Genomic DNA, 24,537 nt, shown 5'->3' with positions numbered 1-24,537 from the left:
GCATATCATGGATAAACGCGGTGTCATTGAGTTCTTCGCGAGCAGGCTCCGCTCCTACATTCGGGTCAAACCTTCAACACCAGCTTCCCGAAATTCTCGCCGCTGAACAATTTCATCAGCGTTTCCGGGAAAGTCTCCAGTCCTTCGACGATGTCTTCCTTGCTCTTGAGTTGCCCCTTGGCCATCCAGCCGGCCATTTCCTGGGCGGCGCTGGCGTATTGGGCGGCGTAGTCCATCACCACGAAACCTTCCATGCGCGCGCGGTTGACCAGCAGTGACAGGTAGTTGGCCGGCCCCTTGACCGCTTCCTTGTTGTTGTACTGGCTGATGGCACCGCAAATCACCACCCGCGCCTTCATGTTCAGGCGGCTCAACACCGCGTCGAGAATGTCGCCACCCACGTTATCGAAGTAAACGTCGACGCCTTTCGGGCACTCGCGTTTGAGGCCGGCGAGGACGTCTTCGCTCTTGTAGTCGATAGCGCCATCGAAACCCAGCTCATCGATCAGGAACCTGCACTTGTCGGCACCGCCGGCGATGCCAACCACCCGGCAGCCTTTGATCTTGGCGATCTGCCCGGCGATGCTGCCCACGGCGCCAGCCGCGCCCGACAGCACCACGGTGTCACCGGCCTTCGGAGCGCCTACGTCGAGCAGGGCGAAGTACGCCGTCATCCCGGTCATGCCCAGCGCTGACAAGTAACGTGGCAGCGGTGCCAGTTTCGGATCGACCTTGTAGAAGCCTCGCGGCTCGCCGAGGAAGAAATCCTGCACGCCCAGGGCGCCGTTGACGTAATCCCCGACCGCGAACCCCGGGTTGTTCGAGGCAATGACTTTGCCCACACCCAAGGCGCGCATGACTTCGCCGAGCCCGACCGGCGGAATGTAGGACTTGCCTTCGTTCATCCAGCCGCGCATGGCCGGATCCAGGGACAGGTATTCGTTTTGAACCAGGATCTGACCCGCCGCCGGCTCGCCGACCGGTACTTCCTGGTAGGTGAATGTCTCACGGGTCGCCGCACCAACCGGACGTTTGGCGAGCAGGAATTGGCGATTGGTCTGGGAGGTCATGGCAGGCACTCAAGATGAATGAAGCTTTGTTGATAGCCGGTCAGCGACGATGTCGCAAGTTCGGCTGATGCGGCGAATGCAGGTTGATCCAGTGCAGTGATAGTTGGTACGGCAGTTCCATCACTGCAACTCATGGGCGCCCAACCGGAGCCTTGATAGTGCTGCCGTGTTCAAGACCTCCATGGCTAGACTGGCCCTACGCGACTCCCCGCATTCTTCTTTTCGAGGACATAACAATGAGCATGACGTTTTCCGGCCAGGTGGTCGTGGTGACAGGCGGGGCGGCCGGTATTGGCCGCGCGACCGCCCAGGCATTTGCCGCCGAGGGCCTGAAGGTAGTAGTGGCCGATATGGACGCGGCGGGGGGCGAGGGCACGGTGGCGCTGATTCGTACAGCCGGTGGCGAAGCGACCTTTGTGCGCTGCAACGTTACCTTGGAAAGCGATGTAAAAAATCTGATGGAGGAGGTGATCAATTCTTACGGTCGCCTCGACTATGCCTTCAACAATGCCGGCATCGAAATAGAGAAAGGCAAGTTGGCCGAAGGTACGCTCGACGAGTTCGACGCGATCATGGGCGTCAACGTCAAAGGTGTCTGGCTGTGCATGAAGTACCAGTTGCCGCTGTTGCTGGCGCAAGGGGGCGGCGCGATCGTCAATACGGCATCGGTGGCCGGCCTTGGAGCCGCGCCGAAAATGAGCATCTACGCAGCCTCCAAGCATGCGGTAATCGGCCTGACCAAGTCGGCGGCCATTGAATACGCCAAGAAAAAGATCCGGGTCAACGCGGTGTGCCCGGCGGTGATCGACACGGATATGTTCCGTCGCGCCTATGAAGCCGACCCGAAAAAAGGCGAGTTCGCCAACGCCATGCATCCGGTCGGTCGCATCGGCAAGGTCGAGGAGATTGCCAGCGCGGTGCTATACCTGTGCAGCGATGGCGCGGCGTTCACGACCGGCCATTCGCTGGCGGTGGATGGCGGCGTTACTGCGTTCTAAAGCAAAGCATCTCCACCAAAGAAGAGTTGTGATCTGTGGGAGCAAGCTCGCTCCCACAGGTTTTTTGGTTCCGCTAAAGAGCCAGGCAATGTGTTTCAAATGATTAGAGCAAAGGGTTTTGGCGGCGTTGTCGCACATGCCTTCGAACACTCCTGTGATTAACTGCTTCTCGCAAAAATCAACAGGAGTTTGCTTGCTCATGGACTTGAGAATCGACCGACAGGCGCTGGTGCCCGTCGTACAGCAAATTGTTGACGCGCTGACCTGCTGGCTTCATTCCAGCGGAGTATCGCCCGGTACGCGCCTGCCATCGGTGCGACAGATCGCGCGGATCAATTTGCTCAGTCAGGTAAGCGTCGCCCAGGCCTGTGAACGCCTGGTGACGCAGGGGATGCTGGTGTCAGGTCATGGGGCCGGCTATACGGTTGCCGACCCGGCATTGACCGCGGGCGCAAAACACGAGTCGGTGTGGTTCGAGGGGGCTGAGCCCGGGCAAGGGCCTTTTTCGAGTGAGTTGAGGCTGGGCTGTGGCGGGCTGCCTGAAAGCTGGCGCGAGACAGACGATCTGATTTACGCGATTCGGCAAGTCAGTCGTACCGATACGGTCAGCCTGTTCAACTACAGCACGCCGCTGGGTTTGCCAGCCTTGCGACAACAGATATTCAAGCGCCTCAGGCCGCTGGATATCCCGGTGCAGGACAACCGGATGATGATCACGGCGGGTGCCAGTCAGGGGCTCGACCTGATTGTGCGGACACTGTTCAAGGCCGGTGACTGTGTGGTTGTGGAAAGTCCCGGTTATCCGATGTTGTTCGATCTGCTCAGGCTGCATGGCATCCACATGGTCGAGGTGCCGCGAACACCGCGCGGGCCGGACGTGGACGTGCTCGAATCGGTGCTGGTCAAACACCGGCCCCAAGGGCTGATCATCAATAGCTTCTATCACAACCCGACCGGCAGCAGCCTTGCACCGGTGGTGGCGCGCCGCGTGCTGCAGTTGGCCAAGACCTTTGGCCTGCTGCTGATCGAAGACGACGTCTATGCGGATTTGCACGGCGGTTCCGGTACGCGACTGGCTGCGCTGGACCAAAACGTGATCTACGTAGGCAGCTTTTCCAAGACCCTCAGCAGTTCCTTGCGGGTCGGATTCGTGGTGGCCGAATCTGAAATCATTACGCGCCTGGCCGAGGTCAAGATGATCACAGGCATGGGCGTCTCACGATTTTGCGAGTCGGTGCTGGCGTGCCTGTTGGCTAACGGTGCCTACGGCAAACTGGTGCAGCGTCAGCGCCAACGCTTGAACAGCGACCGGCTGGTGGTGCTGCAATTGCTCGAAGATGCCGAATGGGAGGTTTTCGGCAAGCCGGCAGGAGGCCTGTTCATCTGGGCGCGATCACGAATGTCCGACTACGATCAGGTGCGGACCCAGGCACGGCGCCTGGGTGTGCTGCTGTCATCGAAAACCGCCTTCAACCCCTCGGGTGAGGCCAGTGACTGGCAGCGCATCAATGTGGCTTATGCCTGCGACCCGCGTGCCCGGGCGTTCTTTCAGGCCACTGCCCGGGATCGACCTCAAGCGTTCTGAAAACGACGCTGGCGTAGCTTTTTGCCACTATTCCGGCGCCAGAGCCTTGTGTTGCTACCGGCCCGTTGCGAATCTGCGTCTACAGACTTTGGCAGGGGACTAAGTGCAATGAATTCGGCCGTGCAAGGACGTTTTGCCAACCTCGGTATGGCGAAAAAACTGGGTGTCGGGTTTGTCCTGGTGCTGTTGTTGACTGCGCTGGTGGCGGGCATTGGCGTTTGGTCCCTGCAAACCATCAGCCAGCGCTTCGACGGGCTCAAGAAAATGTCATCGCTCAACAGCGGTTTGCTCAAGGTGCGGCTGCTGGAGCAGGAGTACGCCTTGCACGGCAATCCGAAAACCGTCGATGCCCTGCACGAGGGCGTCGATGGCTTGATTGCCTTGGCCGGTCAGCTCAAGGCCGCGTCTGCGGCCAACGTGCCGGTGATGAACGATGTCGAACAGTCCCTGGGGGCCTATCGCAAGGCCTTCGACGAGTTTGTCTCGCTCACCCAGGCCAAGGACCTGGCGCTGGAAATGGCCAGTTGGTCGGTGTCCAGCGTGGCCAATAACCTTGATGTATTGCAATCCGGGCTCGCCGATGACGGCGCCTATACGCTGAAAGAGTCCGAAGGCAAGGACGGTGCGCAATTCATCGAGCAGGCCAGCCAGGTCAGTCAGGTTTCACACTTGATGCTGCAAGCCATGAATGAAGCTCGCGTGCGTCTGGATCAAAGCCGCAAAGGTGACGACAGCGCCGGGCAGGGCAAGATCGAACAGGCCAGCCAGGCATTGGTCCAGGCCGAGCAGCTCAAGACCACGGTCAAGGATGAGGGTTACCAGACCGTCCTCAATGAGGTGACAGGCCATATCGCCAGTTTCAGTGACAAGCTCGCCGAGTACACCGGCCTGCTGGAACAGGAAAAAACCGTCTATCAACAATTGCACCAGCGCGCCGCCCAAGTGGTCGAGCGGGTGGATCAGGCTTATGTCGCGCAAGACCTGGCGATGCAGGCCGAACTGAAAAAGAACTCGCTGCTGATCATTGGCTCTTCCGCCCTGGCCTTGCTGGTCGGGCTGGTTGCCGCGTGGTTCATCACCCGGTTGATCGTGGCACCGCTGCGCCGCGTGATTCAGGTGGCGCAGCAGATTGCCTCGGGGGATTTGAGTGCGACCATTGATGTGACCCGCCGTGACGAAATCGGCCAGTTGATGCAGGCAATGCAGCAGATGGGCGCGGGGCTCAGCCATATAGTCAGCGGCTTGCAGTCGGGTATCGAGCAGTTGGCGACTTCGGCCCAATCGTTGTCGGCGGTGACTGAACAGACCAATCTCGAAGTCAGCACGCAGAAGGAGGAAACCGAACAGGTCGCCACCGCGATGAATCAGATGACGGCCACGGTGCATGATGTCGCGCGCAATGCAGAGGAGGCGGCGCTGGCCGCGCAAACGGCTGACGGCAAGGTTGAAAGTGGTCAGCAGGTGGTGCGCCAGAGCATGGCGCGGATCGAGCAATTGGCGGACTCGGCCACCTCGGCCAGTTCGAGCATCGAAAGCCTGAGTGCGGAAATCCAGAACATCGGCACGGTTTTGAGTGTGATCAAAAGCGTGGCGGAGCAGACCAACCTGCTGGCATTGAACGCGGCGATCGAGGCGGCCCGGGCCGGCGAGCAGGGCAGGGGCTTTGCGGTGGTGGCCGATGAAGTGCGTGCGCTGGCCAAGCGAACCCAGCAATCGACCGAGGAAATCGAACGCCTGGTCAGTGCTTTACGCTTGGCGGCGCAGTCGTCGGTGCAGCAGATCCAGAGCAGTGGCGAGCTGGTGAAGCTGGCGGTCAGCGATGCCTTGCAGACCGAGAGTGCGCTGGGCAGTATTGCGGCGGCGGTGTCGTTGATCCAGCAGATGAACCAGCAGATCGCCGCGGCGGCCGAGGAACAGAGCTCGGTGGCCGAGGAGATCAATCGAAGTGTCACCAGTATTCGCGCCAGTGCCGATCAGTCATCGCTGGCGATGCAGGGCAATGCAGCGTCGAGTATTCAGCTGGCACAACTGGGGGTTGAACTGAAGGGGATGGTGGGGCATTTCAGGCTTTGAAATGATCTTCGGCCAGAGCCAAAAAAGCCACCTCTCGGTGGCTTTTGAGTTTTCGATGATCAGTCGTAGATCACTTTCTTCTTCCAGTCCGCGTCAGCCTCGACGACCTTGAGGCCTTCGGTCAACTGGTTGACCTCGCCTTCGACCGGCGCGATGCGATCCATGACCTGGTCGTTGGCCCGGGCCAGGAGTTTTTCCAGATACTCCAGCTGCTCGGCGTAGATCTGTGGTTCCTGTTGTTTACGCAGGTACTGCACGCCGCGCTCGAATGCCAGGCGGGCCTGCCCGGGCTGGTTCTGTTGCAGGGAATGCTGGCCGAGGTTGTTGAAGAACTCGATGTGCAGCAGCACCAGGATGTGGCGCACTTCACGAATCCAACGCTTGGCTTCGTTGGGGGGCAGGAAGCCGTCCTGTGCCGCGCGGGTAATCTGGCCGTGCAGGGCTTCGAGCAGGAAGCGTACATCCTTGGCCTTGGCTTCGGTCTGGATCGGTGCTGGCGGGTTGTTGACCGGGATGGACTCACCCTGGCCGACAAGGGCCTCCAGTTCGGCGATCCGAGCCTTGAGGTTGGCGCTGGATTTTTCCAGGTTGAGCAGGCGCTGGCAGACGTTCAGTTCCAGGCGGGCCAACAGCAGCTTGAGTGCCGGGGTCATCAGTTGGCCGGGGAACGTCTCGGTGATTTCGCCGCAGCGTCGCAGGCGATCGTTGAGCTCAATCTTGGTACGGGCCTTTTCCAGCTTGTTGTTTTCCACCACATGGTTCATGTAGCCAATGGCGATCAACAGTGCGATCCCGGCTACGACTAGCAGGGTGATCATGAGTGGCGTCACCGGTAAGACCTCTTTATAGGTTACGCATGCGAGTCTGTGGCTTGGCATTTGAGCGCCCAGGCCCGCACGACGGGTTGGATCGGACATGCTTGTACTTATATCGGCCGGAGCCCCGCATCTATAAATGATGGCACTTGATATACAGATTGCCATCACCGGGTGGACTATAACGTCTTGGCGGGTGCCAGAATATAGGCGTCAATCGCCGGGCAGCGGAAAAACCGCAATGGCTCCCAAAAGCAGGGCGAAGTCATTGATTTAAATAAATTTATATCAGGGGGTTGACGACCTCTCAATCCATCCATAGAATGCGCGCCACTTGCAGCGTAAAGCACACAGCGAAACGAAGCAGGGAGTGAATGTTGTACGTGTGTCCCCTTCGTCTAGTGGCCTAGGACACCGCCCTTTCACGGCGGTAACAGGGGTTCGAGTCCCCTAGGGGACGCCAATGCGGGAATAGCTCAGTTGGTAGAGCACGACCTTGCCAAGGTCGGGGTCGCGAGTTCGAGTCTCGTTTCCCGCTCCAATTTTAAACAGCGTTGCTTTCGGGCAGGGCTGAGTGAAACCAGAACCAAGTCTTCGGATGCGGCTCTGGACACCGAAACACACACCATGTGTTCCGGGTAGCGTGTCCCCTTCGTCTAGTGGCCTAGGACACCGCCCTTTCACGGCGGTAACAGGGGTTCGAGTCCCCTAGGGGACGCCATTTGCGGGAATAGCTCAGTTGGTAGAGCACGACCTTGCCAAGGTCGGGGTCGCGAGTTCGAGTCTCGTTTCCCGCTCCATATTTAACGAAAACGCCGCTCATTGAGCGGCGTTTTTGTTTGCGCGTAAAAAACCGGATCAACCGCTGAGGGTTTGTACCAGGCTTTCGAGCGCATCAGTGGTTTTCTCATCCTGCACCTGTTGCGCAGCGGCAGCCGCTTTGAGTTGGCGTGCCAGGCGGTATTCGCTGGGCGTGCAATTTGCGAACTGCTTGAAGGCACGGGCGAAGTAGGAAGGATCCTTGAAGCCGGCTTCATAGCCGATGCTGGTAATAGGCATCTGGCTGTTGTCGAGCAGGTCTTTGGCGAAGTTCATGCGCTTGTCCAGGATGTAATCCGTGAAGCCAAGCCCATTGGCTTCCTTGAACAGGCGGCTGAAGCGAAATGTCGTCATGCCGCAGCGCTGCGCCAATTCCCTCTGATCGATGCTGTCTCGAAAGTGCTGTTCGATGTACAGCATGACATTGCTCAGCGCCTGGTGTTTTTGGTGTCCTGAGGTCCGCCGGATGCTGTCCGGCAGGGTTGGGGCGTGGTCGATTTGCGATGACTTGCCCTGGCCGTTGGCATTTCGGCGCAGCTCGCAGAGCTGCACCACCGCCGTCAGGTAACGCTTCCTCTCGGTGGTCGAGAGCGGGAGCACCATGTATTCCCAGACGCTGGAGCGCATGGCCCATACAGCCAGTTCCTCCGAGTGCTGCACGGTGAACATGGTGATCGGGATGCTGGGGGTGGTGCGTTTGATCTCCAGCAATAGCTTCAAGCCTGGAGTGTCGGGGCGATCAAAATGGACGCAGATCATGTCTGCCGGTTCCGTGATGGGCAACACGGAGTTTTTCGCCAGTTTGCAGTCGCAGGTGTCCTCGAACTGCACGACGAGTTCTTTCGTGGACCGATCATGAGTCAGATCGAACCACAGGAGCGATGGCCTTTTGGTCAAATTGGACGTCATGTCTCTACTCTGGGGTTCTTGGTGACTCTCTCGCTAAGGAGTATTGCCAAGGTGCCATCACTTTGCAGATTTAATCCTGATAGGAAAGACGATTTTTAGTTCTTTTCGCTCTATGGGTTACTTGGAGGGCAGCCCCGGGCGAGTGTTTGTTGGTGTGTCTTCGACAAACCCGGGTTGAACCGCCTGTCGCTTGTGAATCAATGACAATTGCCTTTGCGTTTCAGTGCCTTGTTTACCCCTCCCGTTACTTCCGCTAAGGCCAATGCTGCGTATTTGGCCGCTCCGCAAAAAAGTCCTAACGATGTGCAAAATCTTCCTAACGCCTATGCCTGCACCCTGACTAGGGTTGCATCAGGCAGCGCAGAAAGTACTGCCTCAGAAAAAACAACATTCGAGTGAGGTGGGCAAAATGATCATGCAAACAATCAAGGCTTCGGTAGTGAAGTTCGTCAAAGACGAAGATGGTCTGACCATTGTTGAGTATGCGGTAGCGGGAGGGTTGATTACGGCAGCTGTTGCCTTCGCGTTCACCGACCTCGGAACGAACGTACATACCCGAATCACGGCGTTGTGTAACGCCGTTGGTGGTGGCAATTGCCGGTAACAATAATTTCCGACAGGGGGGGGATTTGATGTCCATCGAGCAGCTGGTGGTTACTGGGTTGCTGATAGGGCTGCTGGGCGTAGCGGTGGTGAGCGATATTCGTCGCCACCGCATTCCCAACCTGCTGATCCTCGTGGGTCTGGCATTGGGATTGGCCGGCCAGACTTATTCAGGTGGGTTAAGCGGGTTGGGTGACGGCCTGTTGGGCATCCTGATCTGTTTTGCGCTGTTTCTGCCCATGTATGTCGTGGGTGGCATGGCCGCCGGTGACGTCAAGTTGATGGCCATGGTTGGCAGTTTCCTGCCGGTTCATTACGCATTGTGGGCCGCGCTATACAGCCTGGTATTCGGCAGCCTGTGCGGTTTTCTGATTGTGCTGGTGCACGGTCAGATGTTTCAAACCCTGGGGCGTTATTGGCTGATTCTGAAGGCTCGGGCCTACCTGGCGCCGAGTGCGGACGAGGCGGCCGGCAAGCCCTTTCCTTACGCGGTTGCAATTTTGCTCGGCACGCTGGGCAGCATCTACTGGCAACTCGTTGCCAGTGGGTTGGGAGATTAGTCATGCACGTCATGGTTGATACTGATGCCTTCCCGAATGAGCGGGAAGCGGTGCAACGACTGGCTCCTCAGCCGTGCACAATCCGCGAAACCGGTTTGACCGACAGTTTTCTCGGTGAGTTGGTGTGCAAGCATTTGTTTGATGCCGGTGTGCTGGACATGTCGCGGCTGGTGGAGCGCCTGGCGCTGACCGGCGCGGTACTTGAAGAGGTCCTGGCGTTTCTGCGCAAGGATGGCCGTGTCGAAGTGCTTGGCCAGGCGAGTCAAACGGGCGGGCAGATGCTGCGTTATGGTCTGACCGAACGTGGCCGCAGTGCCGCCCGCGATGCCCTGTCGCGCAGTGGCTATATCGGTGCGGCACCGTTCCCGGTGAGTACCTACCGCTCCCTGATCAAACTGCAGACCATTCACCATGGTCGCATCAACGCCAACGATATGCGCAATGCCCTGGCTGGCGTAGTGCTCACGGAGGAGATGCTCGATCAGTTGGGTGTGGCGATGAACTCCGGGCGCGCGATCATGATTTATGGCCCGGCGGGTACTGGCAAGACTTATGTCAGCAGCCGGCTGATCCGTCTGTTCGCCGAGGCCATCTGGGTCCCTCATGCCATCGTGATCAACGAGTCGGTGATCGAGATCTATGACCCGCAGGTGCACCAGCGGCTCGATGATAATGTTCAACAGAACACTCTGATGCTCAATGAAGGCATCGACCGTCGACTGCTGTGCTGCAAACGCCCGATCGTCATCACTGGCGGCGAGTTGAGCATGGAACAGCTGGACGTTCGTTATGACCCTTTCACCCGTCAATACCAGGCTGCCCTGCAGCTCAAGGCCAGCAATGGCCTGTTCATCATCGACGACATGGGGCGCCAGCGCATGGCACCTGCCGAGCTGTTGAATCGCTGGATCGTCCCGATGGAAGAGAAACGCGATTTCCTCAACCTGGGCGGCGGACGGCATTGCGAGCTGCCGTTCGATCTGATCCTGGTGTTTTCCACCAACCTCAATCCCCTGGAGCTGGCCGATGAGGCCTTCCTTCGCCGGATTGGCTACAAGCTGCAATTCGGTTACCTGAAGCCTGAGGAGTACGAAAAGATCTGGCGTCAGGAAAGCGAGCGCCTGGGCATTTCTTATGACCCGCTGCTGGTGCGTTATGTGCTGCAAAGGCTGTATGCAAGTGAAGGCATGCCCCTGGTGCCCTGCCATCCCCGCGATCTCCTGAACATGGCGCTCGATCGCCAGCGTTATATGGGTGGTTCCGGACCACTGTCACCGAAAGAGTTGGAATGGGCCTGGCACAACTACTTCGTCCAGCTCGACTTTCTTTGATACGGAGATACTGACATGAGCTCTCGTACGCTGACCCTGATAGGCGTTTCCCTGGCCATGGGCCTTGGGGCCGCATGGATGGCCGACTCCTGGCTGAGCGCGCGGCTCAATGCCAGCCCGGATGACCACCTTCGAAGCGTGGTGGTTGCCACGGTAGAGATTCCATTCGGGCAAAAGGTCGAGCCCCAGCAGGTCACGACCGTACGCATGCCCATGGATACAATCCCGGACGATGCCTTCGATGCCAGCGAAAAAGCCGTGGGCAAGATCGCAACGTTCGACATTCTGCGGGGCGACATTGTGCGCGGTGCGCGTCTGAGCGAGCACCTGGGGGGCAGCACCCTGGCCTCTTTGATTGAGCCTGACAAACGCGCGATATCGGTACGGGTGGACGATGTGGTCGGCGTGGGCGGATTCCTGTTGCCGGGTAACCGGGTCGACGTACTGGCGACCAAACGCACGGAAAGTGCCGGCAACAACGCCGAGTCCAAGACCATCCTCGAAAATTTGCGGGTGTTGGCGGTGGACCAGACTGCCGGTACCGACAAAACCCAACCGGTGGTGGTGCGTGCAGTGACGCTGGAGATGACGACCGCAGAGGCTGAAACCCTGGTCACGGCGCAATCGGAAGGGAAATTGCAATTGACTTTGCGCAACCCGCTGAACGCCGAGAAAAAAATCGCGACTGCCGCACCTGCCGCACCTGCCGCACCTGCCACACCGGTCATGGCGGTGGCTACCGCCACAGAGCCAAAACGCGTAGTGCAGCGTGGTAATGGAGAGGGTGGCAGAGCCGTCACCATTATTCGCGGGATCGAAGCCAATGTAGTCAGAATTCGCTGACAGGGCGCAACAGGTGCCCGGGCACCACGGTATTGGCGGAGCCGATCCCGATCAGTATTGGCAATCGAGGGCTTGATGATGAATCTTCGTATTCAGCGGCCGTTCACTTCGACGCCAAGGCGCCAGAAAGGATCGGTGAGTGTATTGATGGTGATCGCGTTGGCGGCGATGGCCATGATGGCGGCGTTGGCTTTGGACGGCAGGCATATGATGCTGAGCAAAACGCGCCTGCAGAACGCTGTAGATGCTGCCGCCCTGAGTGGCGCCAAAACCCTTCGGCAGATGGAAGGCGGTGTCGACACTCCCACCATTGCTAACGCGACACGCGCTGCCGCGCTCAATACGCTGACCTTCGGTGAGTTCGGCCGCATGCTCTATCAGTACAACGTGCTGCAGGCCAGCCGCGATGCCCAGTTGAGTCTGCCAAACTTCGTTTTCAATCTGTTTATTCCCGGGTTCGGCGTGTCCATTACCTTGCCTGCATTCAGGGCAACCTTGCCACGCGAAAGCCTCGGGCGTCATTCCGATTCCGGGGAGATCACGCCATGCTGAATACCAAGGATACCCCGCTCTCCAGTTCGACCGGCAAAGCCGGGCTGAGGTTGCTGATCAGTAGCCGTGATGCCACGTCGTTGCGCGATCTGCAGAGCGTTTGCCAACGCATGCCCAGCCTGGAGGTGAGTACTCGGCTGGTGAGCAATGGGCATGTCGACCCGCTCTACGGTCTGGACCGGATGCCCGATCTGCTGCTGTTGCGCGTCAGCCACCTGTGGCGTGAGGAGCTGGCGGCGCTGTTGCAGCGCCCGGCCCATGAGCGTCCGCCGATGCTGGTGTGCGGGCTGTTGAGCGAACAGGAAGGCATGCGCCTGGCGATGCAGGCCGGCGCCCGTGACGTGCTGCCGGAGCCCGTCGCCGAGACAGAACTGGTCGCCGCCTTGAATCGGCTGGTCATGGAGGTTCGGACCGGCAGTGGGACAGAAGGCAAATTGCTCGCCGTGATCAGCGCCAAGGGCGGATCCGGCGGCACCATGCTGGCCTGCAACCTGGCTCAGCAGTTGAGCATGAAGGGTGGCAGTACCCTGTTGCTGGATATGGACCTGCAATTTGGCAGCGTGACGCATTACCTGGATGTGGCGCAAACCCACAGCCACCTGGAGGTGTTGCATCAGATCGACGGCATGGACAGTGTTGCGCTACGGGGTTTTTGCAGCCACTTCAGCCCGACCCTGCATGTGCTGGGTGGCCGGTCCGGTGAGTTGTGTCTGCCGCAGGATGCCCAGCCTGAGCAACTCGATACCCTTATGCAGTTGGCCCGCGCCAGCTATGACTGGGTAGTGATCGATCTGCCACGGCAAATCGACCACCTCACCGGCTCCGTACTGGAGCAGGTGGATCGGGTGTACGTGGTGGTGCAGCAGAGCGTCAGCCATCTGCGCGATGCCAGCTCCCTGGTGCGGATTCTTCGCGAAGACCTGGGCGTGCGTGGGGATCAATTGCAGATAGTGGTCAACCGCTATGACAAGGCGGCAGCGGTCAGCCTCAAAGATATCGGCGAGGCGCTACGCTGCACGAACTTGTCGAAATTACCCAACGACTTCAACCTTGTCAGCCAGAGTCAGAACACTGGCGTGCCGTTGGGGTTGCATGCGCCGAGGGCAGCGATCACCGTTGCCTTGCGCAACGTCGCCGATGACCTGCTCGGCAACCAGATGGCTGGTAAAAAAGGCGTGCTCAAGCGCGCCTTCAACCGTTTTTTCGGGGGGTGACCCATGATCAGCGACTTTCGTAACCGCTTGCGCAAACAATCCGCTAAACCCGCCCCATCGCAGGCTAACCAGCCGGGTGACAACCAGTTGGATCCGGCAGAGGAAATAATGGCGTGGGAACGTGCAACGCCGGACGTTCTTTACGAAACCAAAAGTCAGGTCACCCCGGTGGAAGCCGAGTGGCGAGAAAAGATCTACCAGCAGTTGCTCAAGGTCATGGACCTGTCCTTGCTGGACTCCCTTGAACAGGCTGAGGCCGCGCGGCAGATTCGTGATATTTGCCAGCGCCTGCTCGATGAGCATTCGGCACCGGTGAGTACGTCCAGTCGCCAATTGATCATCAAGCAGATCAGCGACGAGGTGCTCGGTCTTGGTCCTCTGGAACCGTTGCTGGCCGATCACAGCGTGTCCGACATTCTGGTGAACGGCTTTGCCTCGGTCTATGTCGAGCGCTTTGGCAAACTGCAACGCACCGATGTGCGTTTTCGCGATGATCAGCATTTGCTGAACATCATTGACCGCATCGTCTCCAGCCTGGGTCGGCGTATCGACGAGTCTTCGCCCTTGGTGGATGCGCGGCTCAAGGACGGTTCGCGGGTCAACGCGATTATTCCGCCGCTGGCCATCGACGGCCCGAGCATATCGATCCGGCGCTTTGCGGTGGACCTTCTCAACACCGACAGTCTGATCCAGGTGGGGACGTTGACCCCTGCCATTGCCCTGCTGCTCAAGGCTATTGTCCGTGGGCGTTTGAACGTGCTGATTTCCGGCGGTACCGGCAGCGGCAAGACCACCATGCTCAATGTGCTGTCCAGTTTCATCCCGCACAACGAGCGGATCGTCACCATCGAGGATTCGGCCGAACTGCAGTTGCAACAGCCCCACGTGGTACGCCTGGAAACCCGGCCTTCGAATATCGAGGGACGTGGCGAGGTGAGCCAGCGGGAGTTGGTGCGCAACAGCCTGCGGATGCGCCCTGACCGCATCGTGATCGGCGAAGTGCGCGGTGTCGAGGCGCTGGACATGTTGACTGCGATGAACACCGGCCACGACGGCTCGTTGACCACGATCCACGCCAACACCGCGCGCGATGCATTGGGGCGGGTCGAGAACATGGTGTCGATGACCGGGGCGACCTTCCCGATCAAGGCCATGCGCCAACAGATCGCATCGGCCATCGATGTGGTCATCCAGCTGGAACGCCAGGAGGACGGCAAGCGCCGTCTGGTCAGTGTGCAGGAAATCAACGGCATGGAAGGCGAGATCATCACCATGACCGAGATCTTCTCCTTCGCGCGCCATGGCGTGGGCGAAAACGGCGAAGTGCTGGGTGATTATCGGCCCAGCGGCATGATCCCTGCCTTCCGTGATGTGCTGGCCAAGCGCGGCATCGAGTTGCCGCTCACGATGTTCAGACCTGAATGGATGGAGGCACGGCAATCATGAACCAGGTTCCCGGTGAATTCATTCTGATGTTCCTCGGCATGGTGTTTATCGCCGTCTTCCTCCTGTCCCAGGGCGTGGCGGTGCCGGTATTCGGCGAGGCCGGCAAGATGCGCAAGCGCATCCGCAGCCGCCTGCACGTACTGGAGAAAGCCAGTAATTTGCCCAACATGCAAACGGTATTGAGGCAGAAATACCTGACGCGTTTGTCGCCACTGGAGGCCAGGCTTGAGCAACTGCCCTTTATGGAAGCATTGACGCAAATGATTGAGCAGTCCGGGCACGAATACCGGGCCTATCGGGTATTGCTACTCGGGCTGGTGCTGGGTGTCTGGGCGGGTATCTTGATCTGGATGGTTTCGCCAGTCTGGTGGATGGCGCTGGTGGCGGTTTTCGCGGTCTTCTGGTTACCAGTACTGAAAATCTCTCGCGACCGTGGTAAGCGTTTCGCTGCGTTCGAGGAAGGCCTGCCGGACGCGCTGGATGCCATGTGCCGCGCTTTGCGCGCCGGACACCCATTCAATGAAACCCTGCGCCTGGTGGCCGAGGAGCACAAGGGGCCGGTCGCTCAGGAGTTCGGCCTGACCTTCGCCGATATCAACTATGGCAACGATGTGCGCCGGGCCATGCTCGGCCTGCTGGAGAGGATGCCCAGCATGACGGTGATGATGCTGGTGACTTCGATCCTTATTCATCGCGAGACCGGCGGTAATCTGACCGAGGTGTTGGAGCGTCTGAGTAGCCTGATTCGCGGGCGCTTCCGTTTCCAGCGCAAGATTAAAACCTTGTCGGCTGAAGGACGTATATCGGCTTGGGTGCTGGTGGCCATTCCCTTCGTGTTGGCGGCGGCGATCCTGATCACAACCCCCACTTATTTGCCTGTGCTGATCAATGATCCTACAGGTCAAAAGCTGATCATCGGGGCTTTCGGCGCCATGTTGCTCGGGATTCTCTGGATCCGCAAAATCATCCGGATTCAGGTTTGAGTGGTATTCGTTTCGCGGAGGTGCAGGTCATGGACTATTTGCTCGGGTTGTTCAGTCAGCTGGTGGGCAATGCGCAGCTGGCGCGTATGTTGTTCGTCAGTGCTGTCGGTTTGAGTGCGGTGCTCGCGGCCGTCACCGTGGTGTTGCTGGTGTTGGGGCTGCTGGATCCGGTACAGCGTCGTCTGGCGCTTATCAAACGCGGTCATTCAGGGAGTGTCTCCGGGCAGGACGCGCCGGGTAATCTGCAATTATTGCTGGAGCGGGTCGGCCAACGCTTTGGCTCGTCTGAGGCGGCTAAGACGTCTGCCACCCAAACCCTGTTGATGCACGCCGGTTACCGCTCGCCCTCGGCGGTACAGATGTATTGGGCGGTGCGCTTGCTGTTGCCACTGATTTCGGTTGGCCTTGCGCTGTTGTTGTTGCCGATGTTCTCCGGGCTTTCTGGGAATATGTTGTTGTTGCTGGTGCCAATGACTGCTGCTGCCGGGTGGTTGCTGCCCGCGCTGTATGTCGATAAGCGCAAGCAGGCCAGGCAGGGCAACCTGCGTGCCGCCTTTCCGGATGCCCTGGACCTGATGGTGGTGTGCGTGGAGTCGGGTCTGGCATTGCCGCAGACCATCGAGCGGGTGGCAGAGGAAATGTCGGTCAGCCAGGTTGAACTGGCGGAGGAGTTGGCGTTGGTCAACGCGCAAATCCGCGCCGGCATTCCCAGTACCGAAGCACTCAAGCAACTAGCTGTGCGCACCGGGCTGGAAGATGTGCAAGGGTTGGTCAGCCTGTTGGCGCAAAGTATTCGCTTCGGCACCAGCGTGGCCGACACCCTGCGCATCTATGCCGATGAATTTCGTGACCGGCGTACGCAAGCCGCCGAAGAGATGGGGGCGAAAGTCGGTACCAAGCTGGTATTTCCGCTGATCTTCTGCCTGTGGCCGAGCTTCTTTCTGGTAGCCATTGGCCCTCCCCTGATCGGGGTAATCAGAGCATTCGGGTGAGGTAAAACAACGGGAGGCTGTCGAGTGCGATGGCCTTACCACCCGAGCCTGATCTGCACTTTCTGCCATGGATCTACACCTCTGCTCCGGGGGAATCCGGCCAGAGTTGAATAATGTGTAGACCACTGCTTTCCTGCACACGACATGAAGCCCGGCTTTGCAGCCAGGCTACTCTGGACGACGCCAGAGGCTGATCACCCATCGACATGTCTCAGTCGCCGATGGTCATTTCTCCCGCTGCATCCTGGTCATAAAATTCCGGAATCGGGTAGTTGAAGCTATTGAGCCAGCGCTGCATGGCCAGGTCACGCTCGGTGGCCGAAGCGGTTTGCAGTTTAGGGGAGGCAACCACACCGCGAATCTGCAGCTGCAGCCACTGTTCGGTGCCTTGTTGGTACGGCGAAGAGGGGCCCGGCTCAATGGCCCAGGCAGTGGTTGACAGGCAAGCCGTGCACACGATCAACAGCCGTTTGGTATTCATCTCGACTCCTCGTACGTTCTACTTGTTCGCACTGGTAGAGGCATCGGCTACCTCAGTCTTGCGATTCCCATCGGTAGCCACCACTTTTTTGGCGGAGGCCTTGAGTTTTTCCGCGCGGGTTTGAGCCTCTACGACTTGCTTGGGGCTCAAGTCGGCGCGGGTCACGAGTTCGGCTGCCGCCTTCCAGTTATCCTGATAGATCAGCAACGTCACCATGTTGAGTGCCGCCAGTGTGTTTGCCTGCTTGAGCTCCATGGCGGTCATGAACTCAAAGCGTGCTTCAGGGATCCGTTGCTGATTGAGGTAGACGACCCCCAAGTCATTTCGCATCCTGTCGTCGGTGGGGGCCATCTTCACCGCACGCTCAAGGTGAGTGGCAGCGCTGGCGTTGTCATTTTTGGCGGCGGCCAACTGGCCCAGGCCATGTTCCCCTTCAGCCGCCAGACAGGTGCCGAGCAAGCTTTCGTACAACGGCTGCGCGTCGCCGCTACGCCCCATCAAGCGCAGCACTCGAGCCTTGCGCAGGCGAACCTGGACCACGTCATCGGGCAAGCCTTCCAGATTCGCCAGGCTGGCATACAAACGACCTTCGTCGGCCATGTTGTCGGCCAGGTTCAGGGCCAGTTCTTGCTCCGAACCGGGCTTGGCACAGCTGGCCGGTCGCGAAGACAGGCCATTGCTGGCACAACCTGCGAGCATTAATGTCGCCGCTATGGCAATGACTGCCTTCATCGAATGTCCTCTGGCTACAACACGTTGAACGCCTGGCCAATGGCAATAAAGCTGGCCCGGCAAGCGTTCAAAGTCACCGTTACGCGTGAGGGCGAGACAAGTCTGGTTCAGGCTCCGGTTCATTGCGAGAGCCCGCTGCGACTGTCGAAGTCGCCATTTTCCAGGAAGAACATGCGGTAGAAGTTCGGGTCGTAATTGCGCAGCTGCTCCCCAGGCAATGACGGTAGTTGTGCATTGGCAGCCAGTGGCTGGACCAGATGCGGGGTAACGATCATCAGCAGTTCGCGCTCTTCACGGTTGATGGTGTTGTCGCGGAAAAACGCGCCCAGAACCGGGATATCGCCAAGCCCCGGAAACTTGTTCACCTGGGAATCGTTGTGGGAGCTGATCAGGCCGCTGATGACGAAGCTTTCGCCGTCGGCCAGGGAGATGCTGGTATCGGTACGGCGCACGGTCAGGGCCGGGACTATCGTGCCGGCGATGCTCACGGCGTTGGTGAAGTCCAGTTCACTGACTTCCGGCGCCACCTTCAGCGCGATACGGTTTTTCCCGACGATGGTCGGCGTCAGGGTCAGGCGGATACCGAACTCCTTGTACTCGATGAACACATTATCGCTGCCTGAGCTGGGCACCGGAATCGGAATTTCTCCGCCGGCCAGGAAGCTCGCGCTCTGCCCGCTGAGCGCTACCAGGCTTGGCCGCGCCAGGGTGTAGGCGAAACCACTGCCTTCCAGCGCGTTGAGCGCCACCAGGGTACTGCCGGTAGCAAACGTGAGGTTGAACTGGTCGTTTCTCACCGGTATCGACGGCGTGACAATGCCGCCAATGGTGGGCAAGGTTCTCGGCGAGCCGAACAGCCAGTTGCCCCGGACGCCGAAAATCGAGGCGGAGGCTTCCTTGAGCTTGGTCCGGCTGACTTCAACGAAGCGGATATCGGTCTGTACCTGGCTCGGCAGCAGCGGGTCGTCGGAAGGTACCGACGGCACGCTGGTCAGCGCCGCTGTGGCCTTGCCCTTGACGAATACCATGCTTTGGCGCGGCGTTTTCGAGCAGGCGGTCCAGACCATCAGGCTGGTGGTTCCCGGCGCAATGCCCGTGAGTATGAAAGCGTTGCTGCCGCTGGGTTGCACGTCGGCAATTTTCGGGTCACCCACCGCCAGTTGCGTCACCGGAACGGGGCTGCGCAGTTCATTCTGCAACCCCTGACCGACCTCGTACGTTGTCGGCCAATTGTCCAGTTGCGGGCAGTTGGCCGGCGCGGCCTGAGCCGCATCCACGCTGAGGCCCATCCAGAACAGGCCATGGAAAATTCGCTTGAAAGCGGGCACGGTACGAAGGCTCATTAAGTACATCCTCACTGGATAGACCGTCTTTAGGCGGACTGAGTTGTCTCGAATCACTTCACGGGGATCGGGCTATCCCCCCCAATGCGCCAGACCACTCATCCATGGCCTTGGCGATATTCCTTGCGTGCTACGCGCGCGCGGGCGCAATTCGCTGATCTGGCTGGATAGCGAGCGACCTTTGCTGAAACGGTTTTCAGTGATCCGGTGACCTGGACTGCGCGCCAGAGCGATACCCGCGCCTGGGGATGGCACTGTCTGCTGTCCCGGTTTCCCCTGAAACACATCGGCAATGCAGGTACAGAGCCGGAAAACGCCTGCCAGGATCATGGTGAGGTAACTCCTTTTGCCAGTCCGCTATCTGATCACTGAAGCTAACGTGGAAACTCGAGCCGTTATGACTTCTTGTAGTTTGAAGGTAGTTCAATCAAACCAAAGTGCCATGAGTTAGAGAGAAAACTATTGGTGCAAAGGCTCGAATCAGGCGGGCGGGCGAGGGGGCGGGCAAGGTCACAGCACAGTGCGGTTGCCTGAAACCGGCGGGTTGCGCTGAAGGCAATAAACAAAAAAGGCCCGCATGCTCAAGCATGCGGGCCTTTGGCATCACTGATTGAAGATCAGTGCTTGCTGTCCTGGTTCGACAGCGCCAGCAGCTGCTTTTCCTGGTTCCAGTCGAAAGGCTCGTCGTTCTGTTCGGCTTCGAAGCGGCGTTCTTCCAGTGCCTGATACAGGTCGATTTCTTCATCGGACAAGTAGTGCAGGCAGTCACCGGCGAAATACCATAGCAGATCCCGTGGAATCAGGTGGGCGATTTGCGGATAACGGGAAATGACTTGAGTCAGGATGTCCTGGCCCAGGTATTGGCTTTCGATCGGATCGATCGGCAGTGACGCCAGCAGTTCGTCGAAGCGCTCAAGGAACAAGGCATGGCTTTCTTCGGGAACCTGCTCGGCCTCACCTACGGCGACCAGGATGCTGCGCAAGTGGTCGAGTAAAACGAGATGATCGGCAACGATGTTGGACACGAGATAAGTCCTCAAGAGCAAAACGGGCGCGGGAGTATAAAGCGCCCGCGCCCGTTTTTACATGCTTGAAGGGATCAGCGGACTTTTCCCTTGGCCAGTGCCAAAGCCTTTTGGTCAAAGTCATCGACATCGATCACCTTGCGCCGGGCCGCCTCGGCTTCACGCAGGGTTTGGGCTTCCACCGGCTGCAATACACCCGCCTCGAGGGCGGCATCGATCACCGACTCGCCGGCCACCGGTTTGACCTGGCCACTCTTGAGTGCCACATGCAGCTTCTTCTGCAACGGCTGTGCGGCGCTCAACAGATTGCAGGCGTGTTGCAATGCCCCGACCGGATCGTCGCTCGCTTGCGGGCGGTAGCAACCCAGGAGCAATTCCTCCAGGGCAGGGTCGCCCTTGGCGCGGCCAATCAACGCGGCGACTTCTGCACCGAGTTTGTCCGATGGCCCTTTGTGCCGGCGACCGAACGGGAACACGATCACTCGCAACAGGCAGCCCACAACTTTGTTCGGGAAGTTGCTCAGCAGTTCATCCATGGCCCGTTCCGCCTGGCCCAGGCTTTCTTCCATGGCCCAGGTCAGCAGTGGTGTCATGTACTGCGGTGAGTCGAGGTCGTTGTAGCGCTTGAGTGCGGCGGACGCCAGGTAAAGGTTGCTCAGTACGTCGCCTAGCCGTGCGGACAGGCGTTCGCGGCGTTTCAGTGCGCCGCCCAGCAACATCATGCTGAGGTCGGCGAGCAGGGCGAATGCAGCGGCCTGACGGTTGAGGGCGCGGAAATAACCCTGGCTGAGTTTGTCGCCCGGGGTGTGTTCCAGGTGCCCGAAACCGAGATTGAGCACCAGCGTACTGGCGGCGTTGCCCACGGCAAAACCGATGTGCTTGAGCAGCAGGCCATCGAATTCTCTGAGCGCCTGATCCTTGTCTTCACGGCCGGCGAGGGCCATTTCCTTGAGCACGAAGGGATGGCAGCGAATCGCGCCCTGGCCGAAGATCATCAGGTTGCGCGAGAGAATGTTCGCGCCTTCGACGGTGATGAAGATCGGCGCGCCGTTCCATTTGCGACCGAGGTAGTTGTTCGGCCCCATGATGATCGCCTTGCCGCCGTGCACATCCATGGCATCGCTGATGCAGTCGCGGCCGCGCTCGGTGAGGTGGTACTTGAGAATCGCCGACAGCACCGACGGTTTCTCGCCCAGATCGACCGCGTTGGCGGTCAGCATGCGGGCGGCGTCCATCATCCAGGTGTTGCCGCCAATGCGGGCCATGGCTTCCTGGATGCCTTCGAACGAAGCAATCGGCACATTGAACTGCTCGCGAACCTGAGCGTACTGGCCCGTCACCAGGCTGGTGAACTTGGCCATGCCGGTGCCCACCGCTGGCAGGGAAATCGAACGTCCGACCGACAGGCAATTCATCAGCATCATCCAGCCTTTGCCGAGCATTTCCTGGCCGCCGATGAGGAATTCCAGCGGGACGAACACGTCCTTGCCTGAGTTCGGGCCATTCATGAAGGCCGCGCCCAACGGCAGGTGCCGGCGACCGATCTCGACACCGGCGATGTCGGTCGGAATCAGCGCCAGGCTGATCCCCAGGTCTTCCTTGTCGCCCAGCAGGCGATCCGGGTCGTAGGCCTTGAAGGCCAGGCCGAGGAGGGTGGCCACCGGGCCGAGGGTGATGTAGCGCTTTTCCCAGTTCAGACGCAGGCCGAGGACTTCCTGGCCTTCCCATTCACCTTTGCAGATCACCCCGGAGTCCGGCATGCCGCCGGCGTCGGAGCCGGCCAAGGGACCGGTCAGGGCAAAGCACGGGATGTCGTCGCCGCGCGCCAGGCGTGGCAGGTAATGATTGCGTTGTTCATCGGTGCCGTAATGCAGCAACAGTTCGGCCGGGCCAAGGGAGTTGGGGACCATCACGGTGGAGGCGAGGTCGCCGCTGTGGCTCGCCAGCTTCATCGCCACTTGCGAGTGGGCATAGGCGGAGAAGCCCTTGCCGCCAAACTCCTTGGGGATGATCAAGGCGAAAAAGCCGTTGTCCTTGATGAAGGTCCAGGCTTGCGGCGGCAGGTCCATGGTTTGACCGAGCTGCCATTCACTGACCATGGCGCAGAGCTCATCGGTCGGCCCGTCGATGAAAGCCTGTTCCTCTTCGTTCAATTGCGCCTTGGGATAGGACAGCAATTTGCTCCAGTCCGGACGGCCACTGAACAGTTCGCCGTCCCACCAGACCGTGCCGGCGTCGATGGCATCGCGTTCGGTTTGCGACATCGGCGGCAGGGTTTTCTGGAACCAGTTGAACATCGGCGCGCTGAACAATTTGCGGCGCAGGTCGGGCAGCAGCAAAGGCGCGGCGACGGCGGCAATCAGGATCCAGAAAACCAATAGCAACCAGCCCGGCGCACGGCTGAAAGCGCCCATTGCCACGATATAGACGGCCACGATGACCAGGGCGGGCAACGGGGCGATGCGGCGGTGGGCCAGATAAGCAATCCCGACCAGCAGAACCAGTATCCACAACAGCAGCATATTCATTCCTCCGTGAAACCAGGGCGAACCAGCCCACAGAGCTTAGACGGCATCCGCGAAACAGGCTGGTTGGAGCGATGTGATTGGAATCGTGGAAAAAGCGTTCATCGAGCGAGCGGCAAAGCGCCCAAGTTTGGCCGAAACGTCGTTATCTCTGTGCTCAAGCGCTCGCTAGACTCGGGGCTTCCCTTGGAGATTATTCTCATGCACGAGTACCTGAGTCCCGGCCGCTTCATCGATAGTGACCATCCGTCCGTGGTGGAGTTCGCCGAAAAGCACCGTGGCGCCAGTCGCGATCCGCTGGAGCAGGCGATCAGTCTCTATTACGCCGTGCGCGAAGCGGTGCGCTACAACCCGTACACATTCAGTCGCGATCCGCAGACCCTGCGCGGCAGTTATGCGCTGGCGGCCGGGGAGAGTTACTGCGTGCCCAAGGCCACGCTGCTGGCAGGTGCGGCGCGGCATTGCGGGATTCCCGCGCGGATCGGCCTGGCGGATGTGCGCAATCATCTGTCGACGCCACGACTGCTTGAATTGCTCAAGAGCGACATGTTCGCCATGCACGGCTACACCGAGTTTTATCTGCAGGAGCGCTGGGTCAAGGCGACGCCAGCGTTCAACCGCAAACTCTGCGACCTGTTCAATGTGGCGCCGCTGGAATTCGACGGGATCAGCGACAGCGTTTTTCATCCCTTCAACCGCGATGGCGCGAAGCTGATGGAGTACCTCGTCGATCACGGCCAATTCGCCGACGTACCTGAAGCGTTCTTTTTCGAGCACCTGGAAAAATGCTATCCGCACCTGTTCGGTGAGCAACAGCAACCGCTGCTGGGCGATATGCAGAGCGATTTGAGTCGCGCCTGATCCGGCGTATGCTGCCCGCCCACTTAGCGAAAAAGAGGCGGTCATGCTGAAGATCTGGGGTCGGAAAAACTCGTCGAATGTCAGAAAGCCATTGTGGGCCGCCGAAGAACTGGGACTGGCCTACGAGGCGATCGATGCCGGTGGCGCCTTTGGTGTCGTCGATACGCCCGAATACCGCGCCATGAATCCCAATGGTCGCGTGCCTGTCATTGAAGACGACGGTTTTGTGTTGTGGGAATCCAACGCCATCGTGCGTTACCTGATGGCCTTGCATGCCGACGGCACGGCCTGGTACCCGAACAATCCCAAGGCCCGCGCCACTGCGGACAAGTGGATGGACTGGACCACCTCAAGCTTTGCCGGCCCGTTCCGCACCGTGTTCTGGGGCGTGCTGCGTACCCCGGCAGACCAGCAGGACTGGCCCGCCATCAAGGCGGCGATCAAGGAATGCGACACGCTGCTGGCGATGGCCGATCAGGCGTTGGCGAACAAGCCGTACCTGTCCGGAGACGAGATCGGCATGGGCGATATTCCCTTGGGCAGTTTCATTTATGCCTGGTTCGAGATGCCGATCGAGCGTGCGCCACAACCGCATCTGCAGGCCTGGTACGCGCGGTTGAAACAGCGTCCGGCGTATCAAAAGGCGGTCATGACCGCGTTGACTTAATACTCACTATCGACACGCTTGACTGTACTTGTGTGGCGGCGACAAGCACCATTGTGCCAGTTCACTGCGGTTGTATTGTTCGCCGCCGCCCATACTTATCCCTTTCTTCC

22 protein-coding genes, 4 tRNA genes and 1 pseudogene are annotated in these 24,537 nt (G+C 59.3%); 19 read left to right on the top strand and 8 right to left on the bottom strand.

Annotated features, from left to right (window positions below; all coding sequences use genetic code 11):
* Window positions 1–65 precede the first annotated feature (65 nt).
* Window positions 66–1,070 (bottom strand): NADP-dependent oxidoreductase, encoded by a 1,005-nt coding sequence (locus tag AC3IX1_RS21290; RefSeq protein WP_489385711.1) that lies wholly within the window; start codon window positions 1,068–1,070, stop codon window positions 66–68.
* Between the two features lie 236 nt (window positions 1,071–1,306).
* Here AC3IX1_RS21290 and AC3IX1_RS21285 point away from each other — a divergent pair, with 236 nt between their 5' ends.
* The 4 genes and pseudogenes from AC3IX1_RS21285 (at window position 1,307) to AC3IX1_RS21270 (ending at window position 5,726) form a co-directional block, all read left to right on the top strand.
* Window positions 1,307–2,068, top strand: a complete 762-nt coding sequence (locus tag AC3IX1_RS21285; RefSeq protein WP_489385710.1) for an SDR family oxidoreductase — start codon at window positions 1,307–1,309, stop codon at window positions 2,066–2,068.
* Between the two features lie 199 nt (window positions 2,069–2,267).
* On the top strand, window positions 2,268–3,653 hold the full coding sequence (locus tag AC3IX1_RS21280) for an aminotransferase-like domain-containing protein (RefSeq protein WP_489385709.1): 1,386 nt from the start codon (window positions 2,268–2,270) through the stop codon (window positions 3,651–3,653).
* 108 nt (window positions 3,654–3,761) lie between these two features.
* A pseudogene (locus AC3IX1_RS21275) lies at window positions 3,762–4,865 on the top strand (HAMP domain-containing protein); the annotation flags it as partial.
* Window positions 4,845–5,726 (top strand): methyl-accepting chemotaxis protein, encoded by an 882-nt coding sequence (locus AC3IX1_RS21270; protein WP_371918222.1) that lies wholly within the window; start codon window positions 4,845–4,847, stop codon window positions 5,724–5,726. The pseudogene AC3IX1_RS21275 and the gene AC3IX1_RS21270, both read left to right, overlap by 21 nt.
* Window positions 5,727–5,785: 59 nt before the next feature.
* On the opposite strand, the gene AC3IX1_RS21265 is transcribed toward AC3IX1_RS21270, so the two are convergent.
* Window positions 5,786–6,544 carry a hypothetical protein gene (locus AC3IX1_RS21265; protein ID WP_489385708.1) on the bottom strand — a complete coding sequence of 253 codons (759 nt, stop codon included), beginning with the start codon at window positions 6,542–6,544 and terminating at the stop codon, window positions 5,786–5,788.
* Window positions 6,545–6,928: 384 nt separating this feature from the next.
* Here AC3IX1_RS21265 and AC3IX1_RS21260 point away from each other — a divergent pair.
* The 4 genes from AC3IX1_RS21260 to AC3IX1_RS21245 all read left to right on the top strand — a co-directional run bounded on the left by AC3IX1_RS21260 (window position 6,929) and on the right by AC3IX1_RS21245 (window position 7,341).
* Window positions 6,929–7,004: transfer RNA gene (locus tag AC3IX1_RS21260), tRNA-Glu, on the top strand.
* A gap of 2 nt (window positions 7,005–7,006) precedes the next feature.
* Window positions 7,007–7,082, top strand: a tRNA-Gly gene (locus tag AC3IX1_RS21255).
* Window positions 7,083–7,186: 104 nt separating this feature from the next.
* Window positions 7,187–7,262: transfer RNA gene (locus AC3IX1_RS21250), tRNA-Glu, on the top strand.
* A 3-nt stretch (window positions 7,263–7,265) separates the two neighbouring features.
* Window positions 7,266–7,341: transfer RNA gene (locus tag AC3IX1_RS21245), tRNA-Gly, on the top strand.
* A 58-nt stretch (window positions 7,342–7,399) separates the two neighbouring features.
* Here the strand turns inward: AC3IX1_RS21245 and AC3IX1_RS21240 are convergent.
* Window positions 7,400–8,269 carry an AraC family transcriptional regulator gene (locus AC3IX1_RS21240; RefSeq protein ID WP_489385707.1) on the bottom strand — a complete coding sequence of 290 codons (870 nt, stop codon included), beginning with the start codon at window positions 8,267–8,269 and terminating at the stop codon, window positions 7,400–7,402.
* 409 nt (window positions 8,270–8,678) lie between these two features.
* Here AC3IX1_RS21240 and AC3IX1_RS21235 point away from each other — a divergent pair, with 409 nt between their 5' ends.
* The 9 genes from AC3IX1_RS21235 to AC3IX1_RS21195 all read left to right on the top strand — a co-directional run bounded on the left by AC3IX1_RS21235 (window position 8,679) and on the right by AC3IX1_RS21195 (window position 16,793).
* Window positions 8,679–8,873 carry a Flp family type IVb pilin gene (locus AC3IX1_RS21235; protein WP_489385706.1) on the top strand — a complete coding sequence of 65 codons (195 nt, stop codon included), beginning with the start codon at window positions 8,679–8,681 and terminating at the stop codon, window positions 8,871–8,873.
* Window positions 8,874–8,901: 28 nt separating this feature from the next.
* Window positions 8,902–9,432, top strand: a complete 531-nt coding sequence (locus AC3IX1_RS21230; protein WP_489385705.1) for an A24 family peptidase — start codon at window positions 8,902–8,904, stop codon at window positions 9,430–9,432.
* A gap of 2 nt (window positions 9,433–9,434) precedes the next feature.
* Window positions 9,435–10,763: a DUF8689 domain-containing protein gene (locus AC3IX1_RS21225; protein ID WP_489385704.1), complete on the top strand. Its 1,329-nt coding sequence runs from the start codon at window positions 9,435–9,437 to the stop codon at window positions 10,761–10,763.
* A 15-nt stretch (window positions 10,764–10,778) separates the two neighbouring features.
* A complete protein-coding gene (gene cpaB, locus AC3IX1_RS21220; protein ID WP_489385703.1) occupies window positions 10,779–11,606 on the top strand; it encodes a Flp pilus assembly protein CpaB in 828 nt (275 codons plus the stop codon).
* A gap of 75 nt (window positions 11,607–11,681) precedes the next feature.
* On the top strand, window positions 11,682–12,158 hold the full coding sequence (locus AC3IX1_RS21215; RefSeq protein ID WP_489385702.1) for a pilus assembly protein TadG-related protein: 477 nt from the start codon (window positions 11,682–11,684) through the stop codon (window positions 12,156–12,158).
* On the top strand, window positions 12,152–13,372 hold the full coding sequence (locus tag AC3IX1_RS21210) for an AAA family ATPase (protein ID WP_489385701.1): 1,221 nt from the start codon (window positions 12,152–12,154) through the stop codon (window positions 13,370–13,372). The genes AC3IX1_RS21215 and AC3IX1_RS21210 overlap by 7 nt, the downstream gene beginning before the upstream one ends.
* 3 nt (window positions 13,373–13,375) lie before the next feature.
* Complete coding sequence (locus tag AC3IX1_RS21205) at window positions 13,376–14,818, top strand: TadA family conjugal transfer-associated ATPase (RefSeq protein WP_489385700.1); 1,443 nt, start codon at window positions 13,376–13,378, stop codon at window positions 14,816–14,818.
* On the top strand, window positions 14,815–15,801 hold the full coding sequence (locus AC3IX1_RS21200) for a type II secretion system F family protein (protein WP_489385699.1): 987 nt from the start codon (window positions 14,815–14,817) through the stop codon (window positions 15,799–15,801). The genes AC3IX1_RS21205 and AC3IX1_RS21200 overlap by 4 nt, the downstream gene beginning before the upstream one ends.
* Window positions 15,802–15,830: 29 nt before the next feature.
* On the top strand, window positions 15,831–16,793 hold the full coding sequence (locus AC3IX1_RS21195) for a type II secretion system F family protein (protein WP_489385698.1): 963 nt from the start codon (window positions 15,831–15,833) through the stop codon (window positions 16,791–16,793).
* 211 nt (window positions 16,794–17,004) lie between these two features.
* Here AC3IX1_RS21195 and AC3IX1_RS21190 read toward each other — a convergent pair whose 3' ends face one another.
* The 5 genes from AC3IX1_RS21190 to AC3IX1_RS21170 form a co-directional block, all read right to left on the bottom strand.
* Window positions 17,005–17,274, bottom strand: coding sequence for a DUF3613 domain-containing protein (locus AC3IX1_RS21190; RefSeq protein ID WP_489385697.1), 270 nt, complete (start codon window positions 17,272–17,274; stop codon window positions 17,005–17,007).
* A gap of 18 nt (window positions 17,275–17,292) precedes the next feature.
* Window positions 17,293–18,006: a tetratricopeptide repeat protein gene (locus AC3IX1_RS21185; RefSeq protein WP_489385696.1), complete on the bottom strand. Its 714-nt coding sequence runs from the start codon at window positions 18,004–18,006 to the stop codon at window positions 17,293–17,295.
* A gap of 119 nt (window positions 18,007–18,125) precedes the next feature.
* Window positions 18,126–19,349 carry a type II and III secretion system protein family protein gene (locus AC3IX1_RS21180; protein ID WP_489385695.1) on the bottom strand — a complete coding sequence of 408 codons (1,224 nt, stop codon included), beginning with the start codon at window positions 19,347–19,349 and terminating at the stop codon, window positions 18,126–18,128.
* Window positions 19,350–19,966: 617 nt separating this feature from the next.
* On the bottom strand, window positions 19,967–20,374 hold the full coding sequence (locus AC3IX1_RS21175) for a PA2817 family protein (protein ID WP_007991629.1): 408 nt from the start codon (window positions 20,372–20,374) through the stop codon (window positions 19,967–19,969).
* 74 nt (window positions 20,375–20,448) lie between these two features.
* The gene (locus AC3IX1_RS21170; protein ID WP_489385694.1) at window positions 20,449–22,896 is read right to left on the bottom strand and encodes an acyl-CoA dehydrogenase; all 2,448 of its coding nucleotides are present in this window, start codon (window positions 22,894–22,896) and stop codon (window positions 20,449–20,451) included.
* A gap of 204 nt (window positions 22,897–23,100) precedes the next feature.
* Between AC3IX1_RS21170 and AC3IX1_RS21165 the strand changes: the two genes are divergently transcribed.
* The gene (locus AC3IX1_RS21165; RefSeq protein WP_489385693.1) at window positions 23,101–23,760 is read left to right on the top strand and encodes a transglutaminase-like domain-containing protein; all 660 of its coding nucleotides are present in this window, start codon (window positions 23,101–23,103) and stop codon (window positions 23,758–23,760) included.
* 43 nt (window positions 23,761–23,803) lie between these two features.
* Complete coding sequence (locus tag AC3IX1_RS21160; protein ID WP_489385692.1) at window positions 23,804–24,427, top strand: glutathione S-transferase family protein; 624 nt, start codon at window positions 23,804–23,806, stop codon at window positions 24,425–24,427.
* Window positions 24,428–24,537: the final 110 nt, after the last annotated feature.

Source organism: Pseudomonas sp. KH_046_2 (genome assembly GCF_057838985.1).
The sequence above is the reverse complement of the archived record's forward strand: the minus strand, read 5'-3'. Positions and strand labels throughout refer to the sequence as shown.

Coding starts and splice junctions, on each gene's coding strand:
- AC3IX1_RS21225 (WP_489385704.1), top strand. CDS start 9,435: ATGCACGTCATGGTTGATACTGATGCCTTCCCGAATGAGCGGGAAGCG.
- AC3IX1_RS21185 (WP_489385696.1), bottom strand. CDS start 18,006: ATGAAGGCAGTCATTGCCATAGCGGCGACATTAATGCTCGCAGGTTGT.
- AC3IX1_RS21240 (WP_489385707.1), bottom strand. CDS start 8,269: ATGACGTCCAATTTGACCAAAAGGCCATCGCTCCTGTGGTTCGATCTG.
- AC3IX1_RS21180 (WP_489385695.1), bottom strand. CDS start 19,349: ATGAGCCTTCGTACCGTGCCCGCTTTCAAGCGAATTTTCCATGGCCTG.
- AC3IX1_RS21195 (WP_489385698.1), top strand. CDS start 15,831: ATGGACTATTTGCTCGGGTTGTTCAGTCAGCTGGTGGGCAATGCGCAG.
- AC3IX1_RS21285 (WP_489385710.1), top strand. CDS start 1,307: ATGAGCATGACGTTTTCCGGCCAGGTGGTCGTGGTGACAGGCGGGGCG.
- AC3IX1_RS21235 (WP_489385706.1), top strand. CDS start 8,679: ATGATCATGCAAACAATCAAGGCTTCGGTAGTGAAGTTCGTCAAAGAC.
- AC3IX1_RS21190 (WP_489385697.1), bottom strand. CDS start 17,274: ATGAATACCAAACGGCTGTTGATCGTGTGCACGGCTTGCCTGTCAACC.
- AC3IX1_RS21200 (WP_489385699.1), top strand. CDS start 14,815: ATGAACCAGGTTCCCGGTGAATTCATTCTGATGTTCCTCGGCATGGTG.
- AC3IX1_RS21170 (WP_489385694.1), bottom strand. CDS start 22,896: ATGCTGCTGTTGTGGATACTGGTTCTGCTGGTCGGGATTGCTTATCTG.
- cpaB (WP_489385703.1), top strand. CDS start 10,779: ATGAGCTCTCGTACGCTGACCCTGATAGGCGTTTCCCTGGCCATGGGC.
- AC3IX1_RS21160 (WP_489385692.1), top strand. CDS start 23,804: ATGCTGAAGATCTGGGGTCGGAAAAACTCGTCGAATGTCAGAAAGCCA.
- AC3IX1_RS21215 (WP_489385702.1), top strand. CDS start 11,682: ATGATGAATCTTCGTATTCAGCGGCCGTTCACTTCGACGCCAAGGCGC.
- AC3IX1_RS21210 (WP_489385701.1), top strand. CDS start 12,152: ATGCTGAATACCAAGGATACCCCGCTCTCCAGTTCGACCGGCAAAGCC.
- AC3IX1_RS21205 (WP_489385700.1), top strand. CDS start 13,376: ATGATCAGCGACTTTCGTAACCGCTTGCGCAAACAATCCGCTAAACCC.
- AC3IX1_RS21270 (WP_371918222.1), top strand. CDS start 4,845: ATGCAGGCAATGCAGCAGATGGGCGCGGGGCTCAGCCATATAGTCAGC.
- AC3IX1_RS21165 (WP_489385693.1), top strand. CDS start 23,101: ATGCACGAGTACCTGAGTCCCGGCCGCTTCATCGATAGTGACCATCCG.
- AC3IX1_RS21280 (WP_489385709.1), top strand. CDS start 2,268: ATGGACTTGAGAATCGACCGACAGGCGCTGGTGCCCGTCGTACAGCAA.
- AC3IX1_RS21265 (WP_489385708.1), bottom strand. CDS start 6,544: ATGATCACCCTGCTAGTCGTAGCCGGGATCGCACTGTTGATCGCCATT.
- AC3IX1_RS21230 (WP_489385705.1), top strand. CDS start 8,902: ATGTCCATCGAGCAGCTGGTGGTTACTGGGTTGCTGATAGGGCTGCTG.
- AC3IX1_RS21290 (WP_489385711.1), bottom strand. CDS start 1,070: ATGACCTCCCAGACCAATCGCCAATTCCTGCTCGCCAAACGTCCGGTT.